At 59.6% G+C, this 25858-nt stretch carries 19 protein-coding genes; 8 read left to right on the forward strand and 11 right to left on the reverse strand.

Annotated elements, in window-relative coordinates:
- Positions 1-28 precede the first annotated feature (28 nt).
- Positions 29-2158 carry a right-handed parallel beta-helix repeat-containing protein gene (locus tag FY112_RS33795; RefSeq protein WP_017957543.1) on the reverse strand — a complete coding sequence of 710 codons (2130 nt, stop codon included), beginning with the start codon at positions 2156-2158 and terminating at the stop codon, positions 29-31.
- Complete coding sequence (locus tag FY112_RS33800; protein ID WP_077979681.1) at positions 2155-3480, reverse strand: O-antigen ligase family protein; 1326 nt, start codon at positions 3478-3480, stop codon at positions 2155-2157. Before FY112_RS33800 ends, FY112_RS33795 begins: the two co-directional genes overlap by 4 nt.
- A gap of 608 nt (positions 3481-4088) precedes the next feature.
- Between FY112_RS33800 and FY112_RS33805 the strand changes: the two genes are divergently transcribed.
- The 6 genes from FY112_RS33805 to FY112_RS33830 are packed head-to-tail and all read left to right on the forward strand — an operon-like array spanning position 4089 to position 11682.
- A complete protein-coding gene (locus FY112_RS33805) occupies positions 4089-5039 on the forward strand; it encodes a glycosyltransferase (RefSeq protein ID WP_026158330.1) in 951 nt (316 codons plus the stop codon).
- On the forward strand, positions 5036-6136 hold the full coding sequence (locus FY112_RS33810) for a glycosyltransferase family 4 protein (RefSeq protein WP_131621605.1): 1101 nt from the start codon (positions 5036-5038) through the stop codon (positions 6134-6136). Before FY112_RS33805 ends, FY112_RS33810 begins: the two co-directional genes overlap by 4 nt.
- Positions 6130-7275, forward strand: a complete 1146-nt coding sequence (locus FY112_RS33815; RefSeq protein ID WP_026158331.1) for a glycosyltransferase family 4 protein — start codon at positions 6130-6132, stop codon at positions 7273-7275. The genes FY112_RS33810 and FY112_RS33815 overlap by 7 nt, the downstream gene beginning before the upstream one ends.
- Positions 7272-9479 carry a polysaccharide biosynthesis tyrosine autokinase gene (locus FY112_RS33820; protein WP_151520318.1) on the forward strand — a complete coding sequence of 736 codons (2208 nt, stop codon included), beginning with the start codon at positions 7272-7274 and terminating at the stop codon, positions 9477-9479. Before FY112_RS33815 ends, FY112_RS33820 begins: the two co-directional genes overlap by 4 nt.
- A gap of 48 nt (positions 9480-9527) precedes the next feature.
- Positions 9528-10619 (forward strand): GDP-mannose 4,6-dehydratase, encoded by a 1092-nt coding sequence (gmd, locus tag FY112_RS33825; protein WP_151520319.1) that lies wholly within the window; start codon positions 9528-9530, stop codon positions 10617-10619.
- On the forward strand, positions 10612-11682 hold the full coding sequence (locus FY112_RS33830; protein ID WP_151520320.1) for a GDP-L-fucose synthase: 1071 nt from the start codon (positions 10612-10614) through the stop codon (positions 11680-11682). Before gmd ends, FY112_RS33830 begins: the two co-directional genes overlap by 8 nt.
- Before the next feature lie 302 nt (positions 11683-11984).
- On the opposite strand, the gene FY112_RS33835 is transcribed toward FY112_RS33830, so the two are convergent.
- From FY112_RS33835 to ugpC, 8 genes are all read right to left on the reverse strand, one after another.
- Positions 11985-12329, reverse strand: a complete 345-nt coding sequence (locus FY112_RS33835) for a YkgJ family cysteine cluster protein (RefSeq protein WP_025398434.1) — start codon at positions 12327-12329, stop codon at positions 11985-11987.
- 169 nt (positions 12330-12498) lie between these two features.
- Positions 12499-13548 (reverse strand): class I SAM-dependent methyltransferase, encoded by a 1050-nt coding sequence (locus tag FY112_RS33840; protein ID WP_151520321.1) that lies wholly within the window; start codon positions 13546-13548, stop codon positions 12499-12501.
- A gap of 174 nt (positions 13549-13722) precedes the next feature.
- On the reverse strand, positions 13723-14781 hold the full coding sequence (locus tag FY112_RS33845) for an alpha/beta fold hydrolase (RefSeq protein WP_151520322.1): 1059 nt from the start codon (positions 14779-14781) through the stop codon (positions 13723-13725).
- 216 nt (positions 14782-14997) lie between these two features.
- On the reverse strand, positions 14998-17763 hold the full coding sequence (locus FY112_RS33850) for a sugar-binding domain-containing protein (protein ID WP_151520323.1): 2766 nt from the start codon (positions 17761-17763) through the stop codon (positions 14998-15000).
- Between the two features lie 104 nt (positions 17764-17867).
- Positions 17868-19196, reverse strand: a complete 1329-nt coding sequence (locus FY112_RS33855) for an extracellular solute-binding protein (RefSeq protein WP_151520324.1) — start codon at positions 19194-19196, stop codon at positions 17868-17870.
- Between the two features lie 62 nt (positions 19197-19258).
- Positions 19259-20107 carry a carbohydrate ABC transporter permease gene (locus tag FY112_RS33860; protein ID WP_027667020.1) on the reverse strand — a complete coding sequence of 283 codons (849 nt, stop codon included), beginning with the start codon at positions 20105-20107 and terminating at the stop codon, positions 19259-19261.
- Positions 20104-20994 (reverse strand): sugar ABC transporter permease, encoded by an 891-nt coding sequence (locus FY112_RS33865; protein WP_131602306.1) that lies wholly within the window; start codon positions 20992-20994, stop codon positions 20104-20106. Before FY112_RS33865 ends, FY112_RS33860 begins: the two co-directional genes overlap by 4 nt.
- Positions 20991-22088, reverse strand: a complete 1098-nt coding sequence (gene ugpC, locus FY112_RS33870) for a sn-glycerol-3-phosphate ABC transporter ATP-binding protein UgpC (protein ID WP_151520325.1) — start codon at positions 22086-22088, stop codon at positions 20991-20993. Before ugpC ends, FY112_RS33865 begins: the two co-directional genes overlap by 4 nt.
- A 129-nt stretch (positions 22089-22217) precedes the next feature.
- Here ugpC and FY112_RS33875 point away from each other — a divergent pair, with 129 nt between their 5' ends.
- Both FY112_RS33875 and FY112_RS33880 read left to right on the forward strand, forming a co-directional pair.
- Complete coding sequence (locus FY112_RS33875) at positions 22218-23234, forward strand: LacI family DNA-binding transcriptional regulator (protein ID WP_151520326.1); 1017 nt, start codon at positions 22218-22220, stop codon at positions 23232-23234.
- Positions 23235-23524: 290 nt separating this feature from the next.
- Complete coding sequence (locus tag FY112_RS33880) at positions 23525-24136, forward strand: L,D-transpeptidase (protein ID WP_151520327.1); 612 nt, start codon at positions 23525-23527, stop codon at positions 24134-24136.
- 34 nt (positions 24137-24170) lie between these two features.
- On the opposite strand, the gene FY112_RS33885 is transcribed toward FY112_RS33880, so the two are convergent.
- Positions 24171-25808, reverse strand: a complete 1638-nt coding sequence (locus FY112_RS33885; RefSeq protein ID WP_151520328.1) for an FGGY-family carbohydrate kinase — start codon at positions 25806-25808, stop codon at positions 24171-24173.
- Positions 25809-25858: the final 50 nt, after the last annotated feature.

Consider the following 25858-nt stretch of genomic DNA (forward strand, 5'->3'; position numbering starts at 1 on the left):
GAACATCGCTCGTCGCGTCGCCCTTTTGTTACTCGGGCGGCGCGACTACGCTTTCGGTGTCCGCCCCAACCTTCTGAAGATCCTGTAAACTGCCAAATTCTCCCGAAGGCATGATCTCCGGATGTATTCGGAAGCTCTTGTCGTTCAAATTGCCGGTGTAGCGGTTATGCGCGAACTGCACGTATCCAGGCCCATGGTCAGGAGCGTAGACATAGGCTGCAAGCCCGTTGCTACTGTCGATCGACACGATATTGCTCTCGATACGATTGGGACGTGCCCATGGCGGACGCCAACCCCTGCCCGTACCGTCATCAACGCGAAAAGCCGCGCCCGATCCATGCGTGATGACGTTTCCCGTCACCAAGTTGCTCCAGCCGCCGTTGATGCCGATCGCCGATATATTGTCCGAGAGCGTATTTCCTTCGATGCGCACACCACTGGCCTTGCCATCCGTGTAGATCGCCCAACTGATAGGCGTCGGCCATTCATTGATATTTTCATATCCGAAAGGCCAAAACGTCCCATCGGCCCTGTTCATAAGTTGACCTGTCCCGGTGACCAGATTGTAGCGGATGCTGCTGTTCAGGAGGTCTGCCTGCTCGCCCATCAGCTTGATGGCACCGCCATCTGCCGTCTGCTGATTGGCATTACGGATCTCGTTATGTTCGATGACTGCGTCGTGGACTGCGTCTTGTGCCCCCCACAATGAGCCGCCGGCGATACCGAACTGCGCAGTATTTTCGACCAGGTTATGAGCGATCCTGATACTGTCGGCCGCCTGGAACCATATGCCCGCGGTTTCAAAGTAGACCCTTCCAATGTCATGAATATGGTTCGAGAGGATTTTGGCACCGTCGGATTTGCCGAAGCTGCCATAGGTCGTGCCAACGTAAATCCCGTTGCCAGCCACATCTCCAATCACGTTGCCGGCAATCAAGACACCTTTGCTCTCGGAAACATGGATGCCGACGCCGACATTGTCGATGGAGTTGCCGAGCAGCCGAACACCATCCGAGTGATCGAGCCGTATGGCCCCAAAGCTTCTGGTGTCGGTACCGAACTTGCCGCTGCCCCGCGGATCCCCATCCCGAAACTGGAGCCCCGATACAACCATCCCGTCGGCTCCATCCAGCCTGAAGAAGGTCGGCAGGATGCCGGCTACAGCCGTAGAACCTGTTGGTAGCCCATTGGTCGGGATATAATCGAGTTGACCCTTGGTGCGGTCATACCACCACTCCCCAGGCGCATCGAGCAGCGCTGCCGCCCCGGTCAAAAAATAGCGGCTGCCTTCTGCGGTGAAGAAATAGCCGGTGCCTTGGGTATTTATCGCCCGGTTCGCGGTGTCGACTGAAACCACTGGGAGGGTATCACTGCCCCACTGGCTGCCGGGGTGAAAACCACCAACGATGTGGGCGACAAGGCCTGCTGCATTTTTTGAGATCGGAAGATCGCCGGCATGGAAGCAAAAACGCGTGTTACCATGCCATAAGTCGTCGTCCTGCGTGCACTTAGCCGCGAAAAGCCACCCTTTGCGCGGATCTCCATCGAGTGGAGCGTTGGGAAAGCGAGCCTGCGTCTGGCGCGCGCCGCCGACGAAAAGATCGCCCAGATCCCGGCCCGCAGGCAACTTCAGTGACGCCTTCCAGCGACCATCGTCCTGCGCCGTCCAATTGCGAACGATCGGGCCGCCGTGCAGAACCGGCGCCTCGTTGCATCTCGCCGCGATGATCAGGCCCGCATCGCGAGCATCGAAGACTATCGGTTCAGCGAGATAGTAATCCCCATTGCCCATTGCGATCGTATTCTGGCCGCCCTTCTGGCGCGCAGCATCCCGCGCTCTTTCAATACTGGCAAAAGGACCGTCTGTACGCCGAGAATTTGCTTTAGGAAGGTGCCCGCTCCAGGTGTCTTTGCCATCGGGAGAGACATAGAATACTGCCCGGGGCGCGGATGTTCCGGTCATTATGTTGCTCAGTGAAGTCCCCTTCAGCTTGTCCGAAAAGGTCGCCGGCGAAGCTTCCGCGCAGGTTGCCTCCCTGACCGCCGTCTGCAGCCTGTCGGGCGCATCTGCGTCCGGGCGCACCGGAGCCAGCTTGCTCGGCTGCGGAAAGAGCATCGCAAGCAAAATGCTCAAGATCGGTGCGAAGCGCAGCCTCATGAGATTTGCAGCTCCGCCGTTTTGCTGCGGGCCGGTGCTCGCAATTGCCGGCCGGGGGCCGTCGAAGCAACAACAGGCTTGTATAGAGAGAACATGATGATGGCCGTTGTGAACAGAATGAAAATCGCGTCATTCTGGATCAGGAAGATTGTCTCGGTCAGGTTCATCACCAAAATCACAACCGTGAAGACGTTCAACCAGAGCCAGCCATAACGCGGGTCCCCGCATTGGAGGGCCGCGCCTTGGCGGAGTGCCTGCAAAAGCATCAGAGCGAACAAAGTCATTCCGCTTGCTCCGAAGCTCAGCAGCGTATCGCGGAATCCATTATGGGCGTGGGGAGCCATCCATTGGATCTTTGACCAGATAATCCAGGCTTCGGGATTCGCCTCTGTCCAAAACGCTTGGTAGCCGAAGCCGAGCAGCAGATGATCGGCGATCTGACCATCGACCAGCTCCCACAAGGGCACTCGACCCGTCAGAGTGGCATCCTTGCCAAGCGCCTCAAGGAATGGGACCAAGAACTCGTGAAGCAAAAGGAGGATCCCGACGAAGATTTGAACGAAAAACAGGATGAAGACAATGCGACCGACGCCACGGATTCGCTGCAACATGGAGTAGAAGCCGATCAGGCAATATGCCGATACCGTCGCAATTGTCGCGGTCATCGATCCGGAAAGGAAGAGACAAGCCCCGCCCGCCATCAGCAAGATCAAAGCTGCTCGCCGCAAGCCTGGATTGCCGTCCATTACGATGGCGGTCGACACCAGTATCATCATGCCGGCGTACCAACCAAGGCTGTTCTTGTGGATGAATATGCCGCGAACCGCGCTGTCCGTGGGCATGCGAGCGAGCCCCGGTGACACTAGAAGAAGCAACAGGCTAAGGACGATACATGTTCCGAAGGTGGCAAATGCGATGAGAAGCAACTGCCTCGGTGTAAAGCGTATGGCCAACACATAGGCCAGAAGTACGGTGAAGAGCAGGCCGATGGCACGCCTGAAAGTCGTCGACGGGCCAACCGACCAGAAGACAGACACGAAGGGCATGGCGACCATCAGGGGGACAAACCAATTTCGCTTCAGCGCTATGATGAATTGCGGAGAATTTCGTGCCAGCATCAGCAATGTAAACCCGTATACCGGTAAACAAAGCAGACGCAGTATAGACCTGGCATGATCGCTCAGGCCTCCGTCGGCATCCGCCAGCATGAGCGGGAAAAGCGCGCCTGTCTGAAGAAAAAGGCATAGGCCGGCGCCCCAGCACTCTATTGCCCGCCAACTGACAGTCGGCCCATTCGCTATTCTAAGCGTATACGCTCTCATTACCCGTCCCGATTTGCTTGGACAGATGAGAGGCTGTTGATCGCGGCAATTTGGAAAGACATGGGTCCCCTTTCATAGCTGCGCTGCTTACCAACGAACAATCATCCCGCCATATCCCCGGTCAACCAACGCAAACGAAGGCGGGGCTAAGCCTAACGTCCATACCCACCACCCAAGGGCGTTGTTTGGATTAAGCTTGCAGTCTACCCCTCCCCCAAAAGTTGGTGCTGGGGCCTACGACATTGCCCATAAGAGGAGATGTCACCCGTGACCAATCACCGGTAGCTTGACGATGAAAGCATACCGCGAAGCACGTCGCGCCGAGCCGCAGTTCCGGTGAAGTGAGGCAATAATTCTGGCGCAGCCGGCTGTTGGCAGGTGACGCTTAGAAGGGTTGGGATTGCAATGGTTCTGCGTCATGGTCCTGGTTTTGTACGTTATATAAAGGGAGCGTCACGCGTTGCGGCGTTGTCGGCGGTGACCCTACCGGCTCAAAGCGAAATCCTGATCGAGCTGAACTCCTTCCATCAATTCGCGCTGCCAAACGCGCGAGCGTTCGCAACTCTGGCGCACCGACGTGTCGCCCAGCGACGCGCTTGAGGGGTGTCATGGAGCGGCCGACATTCAGCGTCCTTATCAACAACTACAACTACGGTCGCTTCGTCGAACGAGCGATTGACAGCGCCTTGAGCCAAGAGGCGTCCAATGTTGAGATAATCGTCGTCGACGACGGCTCGAGCGATCAGTCGCGCTCTGTTCTCGACGGCTATGACAAGCGGGTGGCGGTGCTTTTCCAGGAAAACCAGGGACAGGCCGCCGCCATAAATGCTGCTGTGAAGTTAAGCAGTGGCGACATCCTCTGTTTTCTCGACGCCGATGACTGGTGGGCGCCAGGTAAGCTGTCGGCAACAGCCGCTGCTTTCCACTCCAATCCTCAGGCATCGCTTGTTTATCACCGACTTCAGCCAACGCAGACCGATGGTTCACCAGCCTTCAAGCCAATCCCTCGGACCCTGTGTTCAGGAAATTTGTCGCCACGGCTCGCCAGATCGGCTGGTTGGTGGCCCTTCCCGATGACATCAGCTATCGCTGTAAGGCGTAGCGCGTGGGATGCTGCAGGGGATATTCCCGAGCAGTTCCGCATGTCTGCAGATGCCTGGCTCACAGGCATCTACCCATTTCTGGGGGGCGTTGTCGCCTTGTCGGATCCACTCGGGTTCTATCGGATTCACAACAACAATTGGTATCGGCCAGTCGATGACGCCGCCATGCTGCGAAGGCGGATGGCCCATTGGCAGGCGACCGTTGAAGCGACGAACCGGTTTCTTTCTGCGCACGATCTGGCGGGAAGGCTGCGTCTGACCGATCACTATCCGTACCGGGTGGCCTCAGCCAGGCTGCAGGGCGCCGATACACGCACCCGGCTCAGACTTGCCGTGGAAGGGCTCTTTTTCGCCGGAGAACCAAACTTGTTGAGGCGGACGCGTGATGCACTGCGCACAGCCTGCGACCTGCCTCGACTTGGTCAGGATGTCGGCTTGTCGGAGTCGGCACGATGAAGGCGCTGCTGCTGGTTTCCGAACTGGAAGACTACACCATCTCCTTCGCTAGTGGCGTTGCGCGACATGCGCACGTCGTCCTAGCGGTTCCGCGCCGGCGCTACGCACACCTTGCTCCATGGATCGATCCGGCTGTCGATCTGCACCTGATGGACTGGCCAAGGCACCGCTCGCTCTCCAATCCCTGGTTCCTGCACCAACTCACACGTCTTATCCGGCAGGAGCGGCCGAACGTCATTCACCTTCTGAGCAACTCGACGCTCTGGTTGAACTTTGCCGCGCCGTTCTGGCGCCCGATCCCGATCGTGACCACCGTCCATGACGTGGCGGTGCATCCCGGCGATTCCGACACCCGCACCCTGCCCGCCTGGGCTCCGCAATTGATGGTGCGGCAATCGGGTCATGTCATCGTCCATGGCGAAGGGCTGAAACGAATGGTCCTCGAGCGATATTCAAAATCGCCTGATTGTGTCCATGTCCTGTCGCATCCCGCCATTCATCGCTACGCGGAACTCGCTCGGCGGCACAAGATGGCGCCGCGCGGCGCAGATGGAACTTTGCGCGTTCTGCTTTTCGGACGGATTTTTGCTTACAAGGGATTGGAGCATCTGATCCGTGCCGAGGCGATGCTCAAGGACCTGCTCCCCAATCTCCGCATCACTGTCGCTGGCCGCGGCGATGATCCGTGGATCTTCCAGCCCCTTATGGGGGACGCCGGCCGCTATGATATTCGCAACCGCTTTATCGAGGATATGGAGGTCGCCCAGCTTTTTCTGGATGCCGATATCGTTGTCCTTCCCTATACGGAAGCCTCTCAAAGCGGCGTCCTCAATCTTGCCGCGGCATTTGGCAAACCGGTTATCGTGACTGATGTCGGCGAATTGCGAGCCACCGTTCTGCCAAACGGACTGGGAATGGTAGTTCCACCGGGAGATGTGGAGCAGCTCGCGCGGGCCATCTGGACATTGGCGAAAAATAACGAACTCAGAAGCAATTTCGGAACCAACGCGCTTGCATGGGCTACAGGTCCGAATTCGCCTGAACAGGTCGGAGCACAGGCTGCGGCCGTTTATCGCGAGGTGGTCGGGGCATGCTAATGAACGCGCTCACGCATGGGAATCGGGTAGCGACGCGCAACGCAGCAGCAACCGTCCGCCACTACGTCCCGGGTGGTTGCGAAAACGGTGGCGGAATTGGCAGGCTCGTCGGCTATATATCGAACATGGCGAAGGAGGCCGGCGAAACACACCTCGTCACCGACACCAGAGGGCCTCGGTGGTCCTCAGTTGCGTCGCCTGTGCGCCTGCTCGGCGCCGTCTTGATGATGGCGAAGGACCGGATAATTGCTCCGGCACGCATTCACCATATTCATGTCGCGGGTCGCGGCAGCACCGCAAGAAAACTGATCCTGACCGAGGCTGCCCGTCTCCTTGGATGCTCTCACATATTGCACCTGCACGACTACGACTACGCGAGCGACTTTGCCGCACGCTCGCCACGTCAACAAATGCTTGTACGCCGGATGTTCCAACATGCCGACCAGGTCGTGGCACTGGGCCAGCGCGACCGCGTGACGCTAACGACGCTTCTCGGCGTGGAAGAGCGCCGCGTCGTCGTCATCGGCAATTGTGTTCCCGACCCCGGGCCGCGCAATGTTCATGTCGGCGAGATGCCGTTGATCATATTTCTCGGCCGGCTGAGCGAACGCAAAGGCGTTCAGGAGCTTCTGCTTGCCTTAAGTCATCCGATCATGAAAGAGCTCCGGTGGCGAGCCGTGCTGGCAGGCGACGGACCTGTGGAAGACTACCGGCGCCAGGCTGCCGCCATGGGACTTTCAGATCTGGTGAAAATGCCGGGCTGGCTTGGCGCCGACGAGGCGCAGGCGTTGTGTACACGGGCAGATATCCTGGTCTTGCCTTCGCATGCCGAGGGCTTGGCAATGGCTGTGGTCGAAGGGCTTGCCCATGGGCTCGCCGTCGTCACCACGCGCGTCGGCGCGCACGGCGAAGTCATCTCCGACGGTGAAACCGGCGTCTTCGTACCTGTCGGAGACAAGGATGCCCTGGCTGCGGCGCTGGCTAAGCTCGTCACCGACCCGGAAGTCCGCAACTATCTGTCGGCCAAGGCCCGCGCTCATTATCTCAACAATTTCAGTATGAAGGCTTACATGCGATCGCTGGACAAACTCTACGACGCGATCTCCGCGCAACCTCAAACGACGGCGGGTGAACGATGACTATTTCGACTGTGCCGCCAGACCGCAACACCTCGCTCTCGTCGATGCGCTACGATCCCCGGCTTCAGGTAGAGACTCGTTCGGACGACCTTGATCTGACTTCAGGCCTGCGCCTTATCCGGCGACGGATGGCCATGATAATGGCCATCGTCATGCTCCTTATGGCGGTTGCCGCCACCGTGATTTCTGGATTGAAGCCGACTTATCATGCCGAGTCCCGGCTGATCATCCACACGCCTCTGGCGACAAAGCTCGGCATCGACGAGTCCGGCCGCAACGATCCGCTGGACGCCACATCTGAGACCGAACGGCTTCTTTCCAGGAGCATCGCAGAGCGGGTAATCCGCGACCTGCGGCTCAATGAATGGCCGGAATTCAATCCGGCGCTGCAAGAAATCTCGCCTATCGACAAGATCCGATCAATGCTGCGCGGTTGGGTCGATAGTGAAAAACCGTCCTTGCCGATACGGGACAGCATCGAGCCGATAATCCCGAAATACTACAAGGCCCTCCGCGTTTGGCGCGATGGCCAGGGTGACGTCATTCAGATCGGTTTCGATGCGAGCGACCCCGAACTGGCCGCCTCGGTCCCGAACCGGCTCATCAGCATCTACCTCGAAGAGCGGAAGGACAGTCTGCGCGGTCGAGTGGACGCAGCAGAAGAATGGCTTCTGCTGCGCATCGATGAACAGATGGCGCGCGCCAAGGCAGCACGCGATGCCGCCGACGTGTACCAGAAAGCTACCGACGTTGCCTCAAATGACGACGATCAGGTTGAACAGATCAAGTCTATAGTGGAGCTGGGCGAGCGGCGGACAAAAATTGAACAAAGCCGCGCTGAAGCGAGAGCAACGATATCCGCACTCGAAGCGGCCGATGACCCCTCGCTCGTTCTGCAGAATATGGTCATTCCCGACAGCATTGTTGCAATGCAACGCGAGCTTCGTGCGCAGGAGCAAGATCTCGAGCGCCTTCTTGAGACATATGGCAACACCGCCGAAGCCGTGGTCGACGCGCGCGCCAAGATCCTTAAATCTCGCACCGATCTCAGCCATGCAACCGATCGATATCTCCAATCGATACACGCCAAGCTTGCGGCGCTCGATCATGAGGACGACGCAATCCGGTCGGCATTGGCGGCCGCTCATGAGAAACGCACTCGCTCTGCCCTGGCGCAAACCGAGTTGGCCCGACTCCAGCACATGGCTGACAGAGAGCAAACGGCGCTGGACAAGCTCGAGGAGCAGCGCCGTGGCCTGGCTGCGCAAGCCATGTTGCCGGGCGCGGAACTGGAAGTCTTGTCACCGGCCGCGGTGCCGCTGGCGCCGCAGGGACGCGGGCGGCTTTTCTATTTGATCGGCGCCCTTTTGGCTTCGATATCGATCGCGGTGACGGCCGCTTTCGTGGTCGAGATGTTGGACAACTCAGTCCGCAGCTTCGACCAGATGGCCGGAATGTCGCGCATCGTACCCGCCGGATTCATCCCGCACCTGAAACGGAAAGACCGGAGAGATCCGTCGATGCTCTTCGGGAGCATCCAAGACGGGATGTTTGACGAAGCAATTCGCTCCGTCATGACGTCGCTCAAACAATCCAATGGCGGAAAGTTGCCCAACAGTATCGTTGTGACGTCGGCTCACAGCGGAGAGGGTAAGTCGCTTGTCGCCAGATCCCTGGCAATCGATCTCGCCGCCAACGGGATTCCGGTGCTGCTTGTCGATGGCGACCTCAGACTCGGAAATCTCGACTCGTTTTTCAAATCGGAGCTGAAGGAGGGGTTGAACGAATTCCTGTGTGGACAGGCCGGAATGCGGGACATCGTCCATCACCATCCAAGCGGCATCGACTTCATCCCGGCTGGCAATGCCAGTCTCCATCGGCGCGTTCGTTTGGCTGATGCGGCGGACATCGTCGCGATGGCCGCCTCACTCGGCCAAATCGTCATCTTCGACAGCGCGCCGGTGCTCGCCTCGGCTGATACGATGCATCTGACAGCGTTAGCAGAACGAACGCTGGTGGTCGTAAAATGGGGAAAGACGAGCCGTCGCGCCGTAGAGTTTTGCCTACATCAGCTGAAGACCGCGCGCAACGCAGAGATTGCCGTTGCCATAAACAACGTCAATCCGAAACAACACGCCATGTACAACTTCAGCGATTCAGAACTGTTTGTGAGCTCCCTGAGGAAGTACCACGAGTTCACATGAACTCGAACAGCAGTCCGCCTGATTCCGAAATAAGTTACGGAGACCGCATTGAAAAACGAAAATAAAGTCGCGCTGGTTACAGGTATAACGGGTCAGGACGGTGCGTATTTGGCCGAATTGCTCCTGGAAAAGGGCTATATTGTTCACGGCCTCAAGCGACGCTCATCGTCGTTCAACACCAGTCGCATCGAGCATCTATACGAGGATCCCCATGTCGAAAATCCTCGCTTTATTCTGCATTACGGGGACATGACCGATTCAACGAACCTCATCCGCGTCGTTCAGGAAACGCAGCCGGACGAAATCTATAATCTCGCCGCACAGAGCCACGTTCAAGTCTCTTTCGAGACGCCGGAATATACGGCTAACGCTGATGGAACCGGGACCCTTCGGCTGCTTGAAGCAATTCGCCTCCTGGGACTGACCAAGAAGACCCGCTTCTATCAAGCGTCCACCTCAGAGCTCTACGGCAAAGTTCAGGAAGTCCCGCAGAGCGAAACGACACCTTTCTACCCTCGATCACCTTACGCTGCGGCCAAGCTCTACGCCTATTGGATTGTGGTCAATTATCGCGAGGCATATGGCATGCACGCCTCGAACGGCATTTTGTTCAATCACGAAAGCCCGATCCGCGGCGAAACATTCGTGACGCGCAAAATCACCCGGGCGGCGGCGGCGATCCATCTTGGACTGCAGGAAAGGCTCTATCTCGGCAACTTGGACGCCAAGCGCGACTGGGGACATGCACGAGAATATGTCCGTGGCATGTGGCTGATGCTGCAACAAGACGAACCGGAGGACTATGTCCTTGCGACCGGCGAAACGCACTCGGTTCGTTCCTTTGTCGACAAAGCCTTTGCCCAGGTGGGCATGCCGATTGATTGGCGTGGGAACGGGGTTGAGGAAAAGGGATACGATAAGACATCCGGCAAGTGTGTGGTGGAGATCGATCCGGCTTACTTCCGTCCGACCGAAGTTGATCTTCTGATTGGCGATCCGACGAAGGCGCACACGAAGCTTGGCTGGAAACATGAGACCAATCTTGATCAGCTGGTTGCGGAGATGGTTCGCGAGGATCTGAAACTCATGGCACAAAATGTTCCGTCGGTCGGTGTAACCAAAGGTTTTGCCTATGCCTGAGATGATCTACAGCCTTGCCGGAAAGAGGGTCTATGTCGCCGGGCACCGCGGCATGGTGGGCTCTGCGATCGTGCGGCGTCTCGCTTCCGAGGGCTGCGAGATTTTGACGGCCACCCGCGCCGAGGTCGATCTCAGACGGCAGGAGCAGGTGGAGGCCTGGATGAGTAAGCATCGTCCCGATGCTGTCTTCCTGGCTGCTGCGAGGGTCGGCGGTATTCTCGCGAATGCTACCTATCCGGCCGACTTCCTTTACGACAACTTGATTCTCCAAGCGAACGTCATCCACGCCGCCCATAGAACTCAAGTCGAAAAACTGATGTTTCTGGGCTCGTCCTGCATCTATCCGAAATTCGCCGATCAGCCGATCGTTGAGGACTCACTTCTGACCGGATCGCTTGAGCCCACGAATGAATGGTATGCGATCGCCAAAATTGCCGGATTAAAGCTCTGCCAAGCCTATCGCAAACAGCACGGTAGAGATTTCATCTCGGCCATGCCTACCAATCTTTACGGTCCAGGCGACAATTTTGACCTCGGGTCAAGCCATGTCATGCCGGCGCTCATACGCAAGACGCATGAGGCCAAGGTCAACCAGCAACAAGAGATATGTATCTGGGGTACCGGCACGCCGCGGCGCGAATTCCTGCATGTTGACGATTGCGCCGACGCCTGCGTCCATCTCATGAAGACCTATTCCGCCGAAAGTCATGTGAACGTAGGTTGTGGCGAAGACATTACCATCCTCGAATTGGCATACCTCGTCTCCGAGATCGTTGGTTTCGAAGGCAAGATCACGCGCGACCTCACCAAGCCAGATGGCACGCCACGTAAACTCCTGAGCGTCGACAAGCTTCGCACTCTCGGCTGGTCTCCTAAGATAGGTCTGAAGGAGGGTATCGCAGATGCCTATCGCTCCTTCCTTGATGGCCATCATCTCGAACGCAGCGACAGAGCTACGTCCGGCGACTTGATCGGTCAAAGCCACATCAGTTTCGAGAAAGCGAAGGGTTCGGCGCCCCATGCGCCCACGCTCTCGACCGTCACGCATCATCCCTCGCCATAGGGAATTTGCACGAGGGATAACAGGGTTTTGTCTCGGGGGGACGCATATGCTGGGACGGCGCAAATAATGCAACCTGTAGAAATCAGGATTGCAGCGCTCATTTTCCTGATCGTCGTGTGGGTGATGATTATCGGTGCGGCAATGGATTTTTTCGCGGTCGAAATGCCGATATCGCTTGTCGCGCTATTAGGCAGATAGTCCACGTCGGATGGCTCCACCGGGCCTTACCTTCGGCTGACTGTCGGACGACAATCGCTGCAGTAAAGTCGACAGGCGAAGAGATGAGCCGGACGGAACCCGCCTCAGTTGATTGGCGGTTCCGCATCGATGTGGCTGGGCGGCAAACTTGGCTGACCGAGCCCGAAGAACGCGCGCGCGGTCAAGCATGCGTCATCCCCTGGGACGCAGGCGCGGCAGACGTCAGGCCGAAGATCGTACACTTGACAGGATGTCTCTGAACCGACGCGACCGACCAATGCGGAGCAACGCGCACCGTCGCAACGCATTCCTTGCTGGTTCGCGGCTACGAAATGCGCCGGCAGCAAATCGAGAGCAGCGTCTGTTTCGGTGGAAAATCTGGGCCAGGTCGGCGAGAAGGAGCAGCAGGCTCCGCAGCCTTGGCAATCGAAATCGATCAATGATGTCATGGCCCGCTCCTACCACACAGCCCGCCAAGAGCAAAGCCTTCGCACGATTTACCGCCGCCGTTGAGGATAGGGCGGCTGGCGTTCTGCTGCAAGCCAGACGCCGCACTCGTCGACTTTCCTGACGAGGCCGGGAATGCGGCGCGGCATTTCCAACGGGAGGCGCGACCTGTCAGCTGGCCTCGAGGATCATGTTGAGGGGCGTCTGGGCTGCACGCCGGATATGGGTGAAACCGCCCGACCGGATCACTTCGGTCAATCGCCGCTCTCCCGCTTGCGCACCGAGCGCCAGCCCTGTCTCCTGCGCAAGCGAGGTCGGAACGCAGATCATCGTCGAGGCTGAGTAATAGAGCCGTCCAACCGGATTGATGTTCTCCTCCAGCGTATCTCCGGCCATTGGTTCGACTACCATCCAGACGCCACCCTCTTTTAACGCCTTCCGGATATGAGCCGCAGCGGCTTTCGGGTCGCCCATGTCGTGCAGGCAGTCGAAGCAGGTGATCAGATCGAAATCCCGACCGTCGAAATCCTGCGCACGGCCGACCTCGAAGTTCAGGTTCGTCAAACCGTGTGCCTGAGCGTGCGCAGTCGCAGCGGCAATCGAGCCCGGATGGAAGTCGTAGCCCACAAAGCGGGAATTGGGAAACGCCTGCGCCATCAGGATCGTCGATAACCCGTGCCCACACCCAACGTCCGCCACCTTCGCACCCATCTTCAACCTGTCGGTGACACCGTCGAGCGCCGGCAGCCAGTCCTGCACAAGGGCATTGACATAACCTGGGCGGAATAGCCGCGCGACGGCGCAGAACATGCAGCCGGCCTGATCGCCCCAGGCAACGCCTCGGCCGGTTTTGAAGGCGGACTGCACCTTCGGCTGGTTCTCGACCATCGCAGCAGCGGTATCGAACGCGCCGATCAGATTGACCGGGCTGTCCGGCTCGGCAAACACGAAGGCCTGCTCGGGTGTCAGCGAGAACAGTCCTCGCTCATGGTGCACATAACCCGAGGCGGCCTGTGCCGCCAGCCACTCGCGCACATAGCGAGGTGCGCATCCCGAGGCATCGGCAAGTTCGTCGGCCTTCACCGGTCCGATCTCCTTCAGTGTCCTGTACAGCCCGAGAGCATCTCCGATCCGGACCAGCGGCACGCTGACCGCTCCGCCGAGGTCGCCAAGGACGCGGCCCACGAGTTCATTGAGCGTTGTTTCGTTGATTTCCGTCATGTGAATTCCTCCCGGTGCTCGGATGGCGTCCTGCCATCCGCGATGCCAAGGATGAAGCTTGCCGTCTCGGCGAGCATGAGGCGGTTGTCCCGCGTCTGCGAAGAAATCCACTCCTTGGAGGGACACATGTCCCGTCGGCATCGGAGGAGGTGTCTATCCACCTGCAGAGCGGGACTATCGGGAGAGCGCGACGACGATCGCTTGCGAGCGGCTATGCACGCCGAGTTTGCTGAATATCACCGACAGCTGGTTTCGCACGGTCTTTGCACTCTTGCCAAGCCGTTCGGCGATCGCGCGGTTATCTAGCCCCTCCGCGACAAGGTCGAGAAGGGCGGCCTCGGCGGGTGTCAGACCGGCCTCACTGACCGCGCGCGGCCGCACCGACCGATCCTGCCCGAGAAAGGCAGCAAGTTCCGTTTGAAATACATTCCAAGCGGGCTCGTCCGGCAAGAGCACATGGTTCTTGCTCTCAAGCGGCACAAAGCTCGCGCCTGGAATCGCGGCGGCGAGCTTGCAACCCTGGTCAAACGGCACGCGCATGTCACCGCGGCAGTGTGCGATCAACGTCGGGACGCGCAACATCGCCGCAAGGTCGAGCACGTCGATCCCCTGCATCTGCCAAAGCAGTTGTGCGGCGACGTCGGCCGTTGCCGTTTGCCGCTCGAGATCGCCCCACCAGCGATGCTGTTCAGGCGTGCCGTCGGGGATAAAGAGATTGGTGAAGAACCGGCAAAACGCCGGATTATCGCGTCCCCAGCCGATGCGAACGAAATTGACAAGGGTCTCGGCTTCCAGCCGCTCCGCCTCGGTCTGAGCTCTGGCGCGGGCACCCTGACCGTAGGCGTTCAGAAGCACCAGATGCGATACTCGCTCGGGATACTTGAGGGCATATGCGATAGCGAGCGCGCCGCCCTGCGAAAGACCGAGGAGGACGAAGCGCGGCTCCTCGATCGACGCTGCCACGGCAGCTAGGTCTGCGTGCCACGCTTCGACCGAAAGGTCAAAGACATGCCGGTCCGACAGACCGCAGCCGCGCGGATCGTAGCGCACAAACCGGTTGTGGGCGGACAGCGCCTGGAGCCACGGCCGCCACACCGGGCTTTCGAGATCGTAATCGACATGGCTCAGCCAGTGCGCCGCCCGCAGGATCACCTGACCCTCTCCGCAAGACGCCATGGCAATACGGGTGCCGTCCTCGGCTGTAGCGAACCGTATGGTCTGACTGAGTTTCATCGGTCGAGAATATCGCAGCCGAAGATCGCATAACAGACCTATCTCCTAGAGGGATGATTCTCCTGGGAAGACAGTTCAGCCTGGGATGCTCGCTACGAAGCCTTTCGATCCGTTTCGCCCGCTTCGGACCATATACCCGACCGGCGACCTGAGCCCTCTCGCTAGCGCTTGAGCACGAAGCAAAGTTGCCGCGACCTCTGTTGACTGTCGCTGAGCTCACGGTCTTATGGCAAGAGCGACGAGGCCATCGTAAAGCGCGGTGGCAAGCGGGTCGACATCTGGTGCCTCCTGGTGGAGGCGGAAGGTCGTCGCAACAAGTTTACCGCGACCGAGCCGCTTTTCGATGATGAAGGCAGCGGGTTTGTGAACCCAGCCGATGACGACGCCAGCGTGCACGCGACCTTGGAATTCCCAGGGACGGAGGCCGGCCATCACCTGGTGCGGCGCGACGCCGGTGAAGGACAGGTCGAACAGCGGACCGCCCGGCACATGAGCGAAGACACCATCCCGGCGCAACCAGGAGAAGTTGCCGACCCAATCCCCGCGCCAGATCGATTTGTGACGATTGACGAGATTGTAGCCGGGAAAACTGAAGTATGGCCCGGAAACCATGCCACCGGCACCCGGATCGATTTCAATCGACATCGGGCCGTCGCGCGGCGGCGCGTCATCGCGCAGACGGCCGGGGGCCTTGTCGACGATCTGCAGCACCTGCTGGCCGGAATGGATTGCCTCGACGCGATCGGCATCGATGTCCCTGGTGACGAAGACATCCGCCTCGTGCGGCGAGACGCTGACATGGCCAAGGGCTGACAACCTCTCGGAAATGCCGTCGTCGTTCGAAGCAAAGCGGATGGGGGGCGCATCGCGCTTAACGTAGACCGCGAGTGTCTCCGAATTCTGAGACAGCACGCTTCCATCAGGCGCCACGACCTGGAACCGTGCCTTTTGGATCTCGGGCACCGGCACTGCATCTGCTGTTGCGGTGACCGGGGCATTATGAACCTGCATCGGCGCAATAGCCGGCAGCGGTATCTCGCCTTTTTCAGCGCCAAATTCCCAGACGAGGCGACTGCCTTCGGGCAATGCTGTTCCGCCGCTCGACACCTTGATGTCGAAGCTGGCCGTCTGCCCCTCATAGACGGCGTGGCGGGCAGCACCCGGCGCGATGACAATGTCGGAATTGACGGCCGGCAGCGCTTCGGCGAAGACGCGCGGATTGCGTGCCATGTCCATCAACCCGTTGCCTTCCCAATGGACATCGGTGAGTTCGGTGATGACATAACCTCCGATCGGCGCGTGCGTTCGGATAACCTCGATCTCGTATTTCAGGTTCATGTATTGATACCACTGCACCTGCTCGATGAACTGGCCGAGATCGCCAAACACTTTCTCAAGGGCGAGTTCGCGGAAACGGGCTTCGATGCCCTGCGGCAGTGCCGTGCCATCCGCCCAGGTGGCACCATAGGCCATCCACCAGGGGTCGCGGCCGTTCTTTTCGCGCAGAGGGGCAGGATCGGGTAGACCCCAGACGCCGAACTCGGAGAGGACAAGCGGTTCCTTCCTCGTGCGCACGGCTTCCTTTTCGGTTGAGAAGGTCCAGTCGGCATTGCCTGCGAATTCGCGGCAGAGCGTGTCCCATTCCTCGCGCCGATCCACCGCCGTTCGGTAGAAGTGGTAGTCGTTGATGTCGGTCTTGACGTGGACGTTCGGGAAGCAGGCGGAATTGTCGACAACGAGCCGTAGCGGGTCTTCGACACGCAGCCAGTCGACCATGTCGGAAATCCATTGCCGCTGTTCGGCCGCTTCGCGCAGCCGAGTGCCCCAATCTTCATTGATCAGGGTCCAGATTACGATGGAAGGGTGATTGCCGTCACGGGCGAGAATACCTTCCATTGTCGTGCGCAGCCGCTCGGCGGAGGTCGGGGTGAAGGTCTCGATATTTGGAATTTCGCTCCAGATCAGCATGCCCAGCCGGTCGGCGACCTCGTAATAGCGCGGGTCCGGCACTTTGATGTGGCAGCGCAGGCAATTCAGGCCCATTGCCTTGGCCTTGCGCAACTGGTCTTCGAGCAGGTCGAGCGAAGGCGGCGCGCCGAAACCATCGGGATAGTAATCCTGATCGAGCGCGGCGCGCAGATAAAGCGGCTTGCCGTTCAGATGCAGGAAGCCATCCTTGGCTTCGAAGCGGCGAAAGCCGAAACTTTCCTGCCGGCTGTCGATCTCGACGCCGTCGGCGCTGAGGATCGTTGTGATCGTATAGAGGTTCGGGCTGTCCGGCGACCATGGCGCGACGGAGTCGAGCTGGATCCAATGATCGAGGGTATTTCCCGCGGCCGGAATGTTTCCGGTAAAGACTGGCATGCCCTGCGGGCCGATGATCTCGATTTTCAGCGAGCCTGCAACCATGCTCGCAAAGCGGGCTTTAAGATCGAGCCTGGCTTCCGGCCAAATCGGGTCGAGGCGAAGCGATGAGATGTGAGCGGGATCGCGGGCCTCGATGAGGACGGACTGCCAGATGCCGCCTTGCGGGCCATACCAACTCTGCTTGCCATGCGGGATCTCCGCAAAATCGGCGCCACTCTCGTTGCGGTAAGCATCCGGCAGGCAGGCCAGGACTTCGACGGTGTTCTCCGCCTTCAACAGAGCGGGTGGAATCACGAATTCGAAAGGAAGATAACCGCCTTCATGACGGCCGATCTCGGTGCCGTTGATGGAGACAGTGGCCAGATCGCTGACCGCACCGAAGCGGATGGCGATTTCCCGATCCGACCATTCTGCGGGGAGCGCGAAGGTCCTGCGATAGGTTGCCGATCCGAAGCTGACGGCGAGATCCTCAAAACAAGCCTGCCAGTGGGCCGGCACCTTTGCATGCCGCCATGCACGATCGGTCTCGTGGCGGAACTCCCAGGTCCCATCAAGGGAAAGCGTTTCGCGGAGCGGGGTGTTCGCTGGGGCGAGCGACTGGGAATAGGCGTTCATCGGTTATCCTTGGAAGATCGGCTTTTTCGATTGGGGTTCCGGGATACGCACGGCGTGGCGCGTATCCCGGTGGGAAACCAACCCCTCAAGAGGGGTTGGAGGAACTAGCGATTGCGACGCAGGACGCGCTCGACGCCGGCCTGCATCGCTTCAAGCGTTGCCTGCGGATCGGTGCCTGTCAGCCACATCGCGTTCAAGTCGGTGATCATCGCGTTGTAGACCGCACGCTGGTTCTGGATCTGCGGCAGTGACGTGGCATTTTTGGCAGTGTCGGCAAACTCGGAGCGATGCGGCAGGGCCTTGAACTCTTCGGAATTCAGAACCGACTGACGAGTCGACAAATGGCCGGTACGCGACCACTGGAAGCTGTTGTCGTTCAGAAACTTCAGGAAGGCGAGAGCGGCTTTCGTCTTGTCTTCGCTGCGATCGTCGTCCTTCGGAATGACCCACATATGACTGTCGGCCCAGACGGACGGCTTGGCGTAGAGTTGCGGCACATTGGCGACGCGATAGTCCTTGAGGGCCACTTTGCCACTCTTGGCCTGGGTATCGTAGTTGTCGACGCCCCAGGTGCCGTTGATCAGAATCCCGGTTTCGCCGTTGAGGAACGCCTGTTCGGAGCCGGGATAATCCAGCGCCGGATTGGCAAGACCTTCCGAGAATATCGATGAGATTAGCTTGGCTGCGTTCAGCCCTTCCGCTGTGTTGATGCTGGCCGTCTTACCGTCGGCGGAGAGGACATCGACGCCCTGCTGCCAGAGAAGCGTGTCGAACAGGCGCACCATCATGCCTTCCGAACTCTGGGCTTCCGAACCGATGTAGTACTTGCCGGTCGCTTCCTTGAACTTCTTGCCCTGCTCGAGCAGTTCCTCGGGCGATTTCGGCAGGATCGGCGAGCCGTCTGCGTTCACAAGGCCCGCCTTCTTCATCAGGTCCATGTTGACGTGGAAGAGCAGCGCATGAAGGTCGTATGGGAGGGCATAAATTTCATTCTTGGCGGTAGCGTTCTTCAGCGCCGCCGGTACGAAGTCGTTTGTCTGGATGCCGAGATCGGCAATAGACTTGGTCAGCGGCGTCAGCAGATCCCGGTCGGAAAAATTCGGCATCACCGAGGCGTGCATGACGGCGACGTCAGGGATGTTGCCGGTGGAATAAGTCGCGGTCAGCAGGTCGTAATAGGCGCCCCATTCGGCCGTCTGGGTGACGACCTTGGCGCCGATGGTATTTTCTGCGTTGAACTTGTTGGTGAGCGCGGTGATGATGCCGCATTCGCCATTGGCCTTGGTCACGTCTGTCACCTCGCCGTATTCGCCTTGGCAATCGCCGAAGAAGCGGAAGAACGAGATGTCGACTGCTTGGGCTGCTCCTCCCCAGAGCGCGGTCATCAGTGTCGTGGCGAGCGCCAGACGTTGCAGCATTTTCGTCTTGTGCATCATATCCTCCTTGCGATGCCGTTGCGAAAAACCCGTCCCGGCATGGCCGGTCGGGCCGGTGCCTATTTGCCGGCGCTCATGGCAACACCTGCCACGATGAAGCGCTGGAAGATCAGGAACAGAAGAACGATGGGCAGGCTGGCAAAGACCGCCGATGCCATGACAGCGCCGATGCCCTCCGAGAAAGCGAAGTTGGTCTGGATCGAGGCAAGGCCGACCGTGACCGTGTACATGTCGGCCTTGGTCGCCGAGACGAGCGGCCAGAGAAAGTCGTTCCAGGCGAAGATGAAGGTGAACAGACCGAGCGTGGTCAGTGCAGGCACGGAGAGCGGCAACATAATCTTCAGAAAGATCGTCAGCCGTGAGGCGTGATCAATGGCGGCCGCTTCCTCCAGTTCTTTCGGAACGCTGCGGAAGAACTGCATCATCAAAAACACACCGATCGGCACGGCGACGCGCGGCATGACCAGCGCGAAGTGGGTATTATGCAGTCCCCAGCCCGAGACCATCGTGTGCAGCGGAATGAACACTGCCTGCTCGGGCACCATCAGGCCGGCAATCACGAGCATGAACAGCGTCTTCTTGAAGGGGAACTCCAGGCGCGCGAACGCATAGCCGGCCATAGACGAGACGACCAGAACCAGAATTGTCATCGTTACCGAGACGATCAGACTGTGCATCAGCCAGCGCGGCACGGTATCGAGCTTCAGGAGGCCGATATAATTATCGAGGGTGAATGGGACCGGCAGGAAGCCTGCCGTGGAACGCATTAGCTCGGCATTCGGCTTCAGCGACATGGCGACGACCCAGACTACGGGCAGAAGCCAGAGGATCGCAAAGGCGATGGTTGCGGCGAGGATGAGACCGTCCGTGGCGCGGCGCAGGCCGCTTGTACGTGCGCTTGCCATCATTCGTCCCCCCTGCGGCCGAGCCAGAGCTGCAGCATTGTGAAGCCAAGCATCAGGATGAAGAGCCCGAAGGACATGGCCGTGGCGTAACCGACCTGCCAGTCGCGGAAGCTCGTCTCGTAGATGTACTGAACCAGCGTCCGCGTCCGATTGGCAGGCCCGCCCTGTGTCATCAGGTGGGCCTGACCGAAAATCTGGAACTGACCGACGATCTGCAGGACCAGAACCAGCAGCACGGTGTGACGGATCGACGGCAGGGTGATGTTTTTCAGGACGCTGAACCGACCGGCATGATCGAGTTCGGCCGCTTCGTAAAGTTCCGGCGGTATCTGGCTTAGTGCCGCCAGAAACAGCGCCATGGGGAGGCCGACACCCCACCAAAGCGTCGTCAACGCAATCGACGGCATGGCGAGCGTCGGGTGCCCGAGGAAATTGATCGGCTTGACGCCGATGAGATTGAAGAGCGGCACCAGCAGGCCGTTGTCCGCAGACAGCACCATCGACCAGATCAGCGTCACGACCGATACCGAAAACACACTCGACATGAAGAACACGGACCGCAGCACACCCTTGAGCCGCCCCTGCCCGAACACGGCAAGAGCCAGCACCAGGGCCAGTGCTGTCATAGTCGGCACGGTCATGGCGACGAAGGCCAGCGTATTGCCCACAGTCTTCCAGAAGATCGTGTCGAACCACATGTCCTCATAGTTGAGGAGGCCGATATATTTCCGGTAGCTGCCGGCAAGCTCCCAGTCGTGGAGACTGATCCACAGGCCCTTGAAGAAGGGGTAGACCAGGAACGTGGCGTAGATCACCGCGAAAGGCGCGAGGAAGATGTAAGCGGCAAGTGCATCGCGCCTTCGCGCGGCGGTCAGGCTGCTGGTGCTCATGCTCCACCCACTTCAGAATGCAGGGTGATCGAGACCTTGTTTGCATCGAAGACGTGGCGCGTGCCGGGGCCGATCGCGAAACGGGCGACGGAGCCGATCGAAGGCGCCGCGCCGCCGCGCAGTTCGGAGACGATGGCGGTGCCATCAGCAAGTGTCGCATAGACAAGTTGCAACGAGCCGAGCTGCTCAACGACATCAACGATTCCGCTGAGCGCTCCTTCATCGGCCGGCGACAGGATTTCCGGCCTCAGGCCGATCGTCACCGTGTCGCCTTTGGCGGGACTGGCACGGACCTTGGCAGTAAGGCGGGCATCTCCCGCACAGGCGAGTTCGACCGTGTCGCCGTCGACGGCTGTGACTGTTGCCGGGAGCAGATTGATGCGCGGCGCACCGAGGAAACCAGCCACGAAGGCATTCGCAGGGCGCTCGTAAAGCTCGATCGGCGCGCCGACCTGTTCGATCTGCCCCTCCCTGAGGACCACGATACGGTCCGCCATGGTCATGGCTTCCGTCTGATCGTGGGTGACGTAGATCATGGTTGCGGCGAGGCGGTGGTGGAGCTTAGCGATCTCGGTGCGCATCGAGACGCGAAGAGCGGCATCGAGATTGGAGAGTGGCTCGTCAAACAGAAAGACATCCGGTTCGCGCATGATGGCGCGGCCGATCGCAACACGCTGACGCTGGCCGCCGGAAAGCGCCTTCGGCTTGCGGTCGAGATAAGGCTCAAGCTGGAGGATGGCGGCGGCCTTATCGATGCGTGAGGCGATTTCGGCCTTCGGCGTACCAATATTGCGCAGGCCGAAGGCCATGTTCTCGCGAGCTGTCATATGGGGGTACAGCGCGTAGTTCTGGAAGACCATCGCCACTCCGCGATCGCGGGCGGCCATGTCATTGACCCGGTTGCCGCCGAGCAGGACGTCGCCGCCGGTGATGGTTTCGAAACCGGCGATCATGCGCAGAAGCGTCGATTTCCCGCAGCCGGAAGGTCCGACGAAAACCAGGAACTCGCCGTCGTTGATCGAAAGCGAAATGTCACGGATGACGTTCACCGCGCCATAGCTTTTGGACACCCCAGCGAGCGTTACTCCTGCCATGCACTCCTCCCAGAGTGATTAGTTATAAATCACTAGTTATAACTAAAATTATTATCAAGCAAGCCCTCGCCGCTTTTGCGTTCGTAAAACTTCGTGCTAAGCGAATAGTCAGTCTTGCAAGGGGTTCGCGTGATCAAAAAGCCGACGATGTCCGACATCGCTGCCGCCTGCGGCGTCTCGCAGGCAACCGTGTCGCTTGTGCTCAACAATGCTCCGGGAACACGCATATCGCCGGCAACGCGTGAGGCTGTTCTAAGTGCGGCGGCCAGGATGGGTTACAGGACCCAGGCTCGGCGCATCGACCGGCGTCCGCTGATTGCCATGCTCATCAACGAGGTGACAAGCTCGCCCCATGTCGCCGGCCTGATCGACGGAGCCGGAGAGGCGGCAAACGAGCTGGGCTATCTGCTCTCGGTGATGCCGACGGACGCCGACGAGGAGGCAGAGCAGGCCGCTCTCAGCCATCTCGCGACGCTGCCCGCTGCGGGCGTCATCTATGCGCGGCTGATCACGCAGCAAGTGACACTTGCTCCGCAGCTCGCGGAATGGCCGACCGTACTTTTGAACTGCTATACGGTCGACAAGCCCCTGCCGAGCGTGGTGCCCGGAGACCTGTCGGCTGTCATGAAGGCGACGCTGTCGCTGATCGATGCCGGCCATACGCGCATTGCCTATATCGGTGGCGAGGACGCGATCGAAGCTTCTCGCGAGCGCATCAAGGGTTATCGCCGAGCTTTGACAATGCGCGACATTCCTGTCGATAACCATCTCATCATCAAGGGACGTTGGACGATTCAGGGAGGCTATGCAGCCTTCAAGCGCCTGCAAGCGCTCGATGACCGGCCCACGGCAATATGCTGTTTCTGCGACCGCATTGCCATGGGTGTCTATGAAGCAGCGAAGGAAGCCGGTCTGTCTATCCCGCGCGACCTTTCGGTGATCGGTTTCGACAATGAATCCTATTCCGGCGATATGCTGCCGCCGCTCACGACGATGCAACTGCCCCATGCCGACATGGCGCGCTATGCCGTCGAGAAGCTTGCCGAGATGATCGCCGCGCCGCGGATGCGGCATGACAATCACAAGGTCAAGCTGGAGTGCGAAATGATCGTGCGCCAGTCGGTCGCGCCAATAGACGCCGTATAGGCCGGATGCCAGGATGGATTCCCCATTTGTCCACATGCGCTTCCTCGGATGACCAGTTCAAGGGCGAAACGCTGTTGAAGAGCAGACCTGACCTTCAACTGACAGATTGACAGCCATGCGCACGGCCGTGGCCACATCGAGGCTGCGGCAGTTCGATGCCGGAGCCGGCCGGCTGAGCTACTGCAGCATCATCAGCAGCAATAGCTTTTCAAGATCCTGCGGCGAGCAGTCATAGTGCCGCCACAGAATTCAGCCCAATCAAGCTTGTTCAACAAGCGGATGGCGACAAGATGAGATTGCTGGCTCTCGTGGCTGCGGCCTTTTTGCTGACGGTCTTTCAGACTCAAGCCCAGATCTATGGGCCGTATGATGGATATGACGACTTTGATGGATATGGTTACGACGATCCCTACAGCCCTTATCCGCCACCACTCGATTACGATCCGGCGCCTCCCTATCAAGAGCCCCTGCAAGATCGCAGGCAACCGCCGACAGGGCGTGCAAAAGGAACCATCGAAATCGTCACGAGCGAACATACGCTCATTTACACCACCCCTTGGGGCGAGCAATTCGCTTACCCCATCGCGGTCGGCCGTGAGGGCAAGCAATGGTATGGATCTACGCGGGTCGTGTCGAAGCGAGCGCATCCTGAATGGCGACCCACGGCCGGCATGCGTCAGAAGAACCCTCGGCTTCCAGCGGTCGTGAAGCCCGGCCCCGCCAATCCGCTTGGAACGCGCGCGATCTATCTCGCCGATGGCCTGTTGCGCATCCACGGCACCAACGACCCCTCGTCCATCGGCACGAACGCGTCGAGCGGGTGCTTTCGAATGTACCGTCAAGATGTCGAAGAGCTTTACGAGATCGTCCAGCCGGGAACACAGGTCATCGTTCGGCGCTAGCTGTTAGCCGATCGGCGGATTGGCGCCGAGATATCTAACCGTCGATACGCAGCTTGCGCGCCAGAGCCTGAAGCTCCTTGAACCCTTCATAGCGCTTGTCGTGAATATGAGGGATCGCCCCTTCTGATGGCAGAAATGTCGTTTCGACCGCCGAGAGTGTCGTCATCGCTTCGCGCACATCCGCAAACAGCCCGCCGGCGACAGCGCCCAGGATGGCGGCCCCCAGCAGGACCGGTTCCTCTGCCTTTGTCGCAATGACCGGCTTGCCGCTTGCATCGGCAAGCAGCTGGCGAACGAAGTCGTGCTGGCCGGCGCCACCGCTGATGACGATGTTTTCGATGGTAACGCTCGCATCGGCCTGCGTCTCGATGATCTGCCTGAGGCCGTAGCCGATACCGCAAAGCCCTGCGACGTAAAGAGAGACCAGGCTGCCGATATCGTCCTCCATCCCGAGACCGGCAATGATTGCGCGGGCATGCGGATCGGCAAAGGGCGCGCGGTTGCCGAGGAATTCGGGAACGACGTGCAGTCCCGTCGCAAGCGTGACGGCATCGGAAGAACGGCCCGCTTTTCGAGCGGCCATGTCTGCAAGCAAAACCGGCAGCGGAATGCCGGCGCTCTTTGAAAGCTCCCTCGCCTCCGCGGCTGCCGGATGGAACGAGAGAAGATGGTCGATCGCCGCGCCGGCAGCACTCTGGCCGCCCTCGTTCAGCCACAGCCCCGGCACCATCGCCGAAAAATAAGGTCCCCAGACGCCGGGCACGAATGACGGTTCTGCCGTCGACGTCATCGTGCAGGAGGAGGTACCAAAAACATAGGCGAGATTGGCTTTCGGATCGGTACCGATGCCGACGGTTCCGATCCCACCCGCATGGGCGTCGATCAGCCCGGCCGCAACCGCCGTTCCCCGCTTCAGGCCAAGTTCGTCTGCTGCTGCCGCGGTCAGTCCCTGACCGAGTGCCGAACCAGGCTCGACGATAGCCTGGCCGATGCGGGCAAACTCTTCGTCGGCGAGCATGCCGAGGCTGATCTGATGAAAATAACCGCCATCCCAGCGCTTTTCATGGGCGAGATAAGTCCACTTGCAGGTGACCGTGCAGGTCGAACGCGACAGATCGCCGGTCGCCCGCCAGGTTAGGAAATCTGCAAGGTCGAAGAATTGCCACGCGGCATCAAAAACCTCAGGGCGATTTTCCTTCAGCCAGAGAAGCTTGGGCGTTTCCATCTCAGGCGAGATACGGCCGCCGACGTAACGCAGGACGTCATGGCCGAGCGCATTGATGCGCTCCGCCTGCGGGACGGCGCGGTGGTCCATCCATACGATGATGTCCCGGTTCGGATCTTCCGAAGGCCCGACGGGAAGCGGCTTGCCGCCTTCGCCGAGGACGACGAGCGAACAGGTGGCATCGAACCCGAGCCCCATGACGGACGCCGGATCGACCCCGGCCGAGGAAACCACTTCGCGCACTGCCGCGCAAACCGCCGCCCAGATCTCGGTGCTCGATTGCTCAACCATGGAACCCGGTTCGTGAAACAGGGTGATATTCCGCTTGGCGGACGCCAGCATCCGCCCCGTCAGGTCGAACAGGCCGGCGCGGGCGCTGCCGGTGCCGACGTCGACGCCGATGACATGTTTGGCATCTGCTTCTGGCGTGCGAGATGTGTCGCTCATGGTCTCTCCTTTGAAATCGGCAAGGATCAGGCTAACTGCAGTCTGGACCG

Source organism: Rhizobium sp. PEPV16 (assembly GCF_008919455.1).
Classification (GTDB): Bacteria; Pseudomonadota; Alphaproteobacteria; order Rhizobiales; family Rhizobiaceae; genus Rhizobium; species Rhizobium leguminosarum_Q.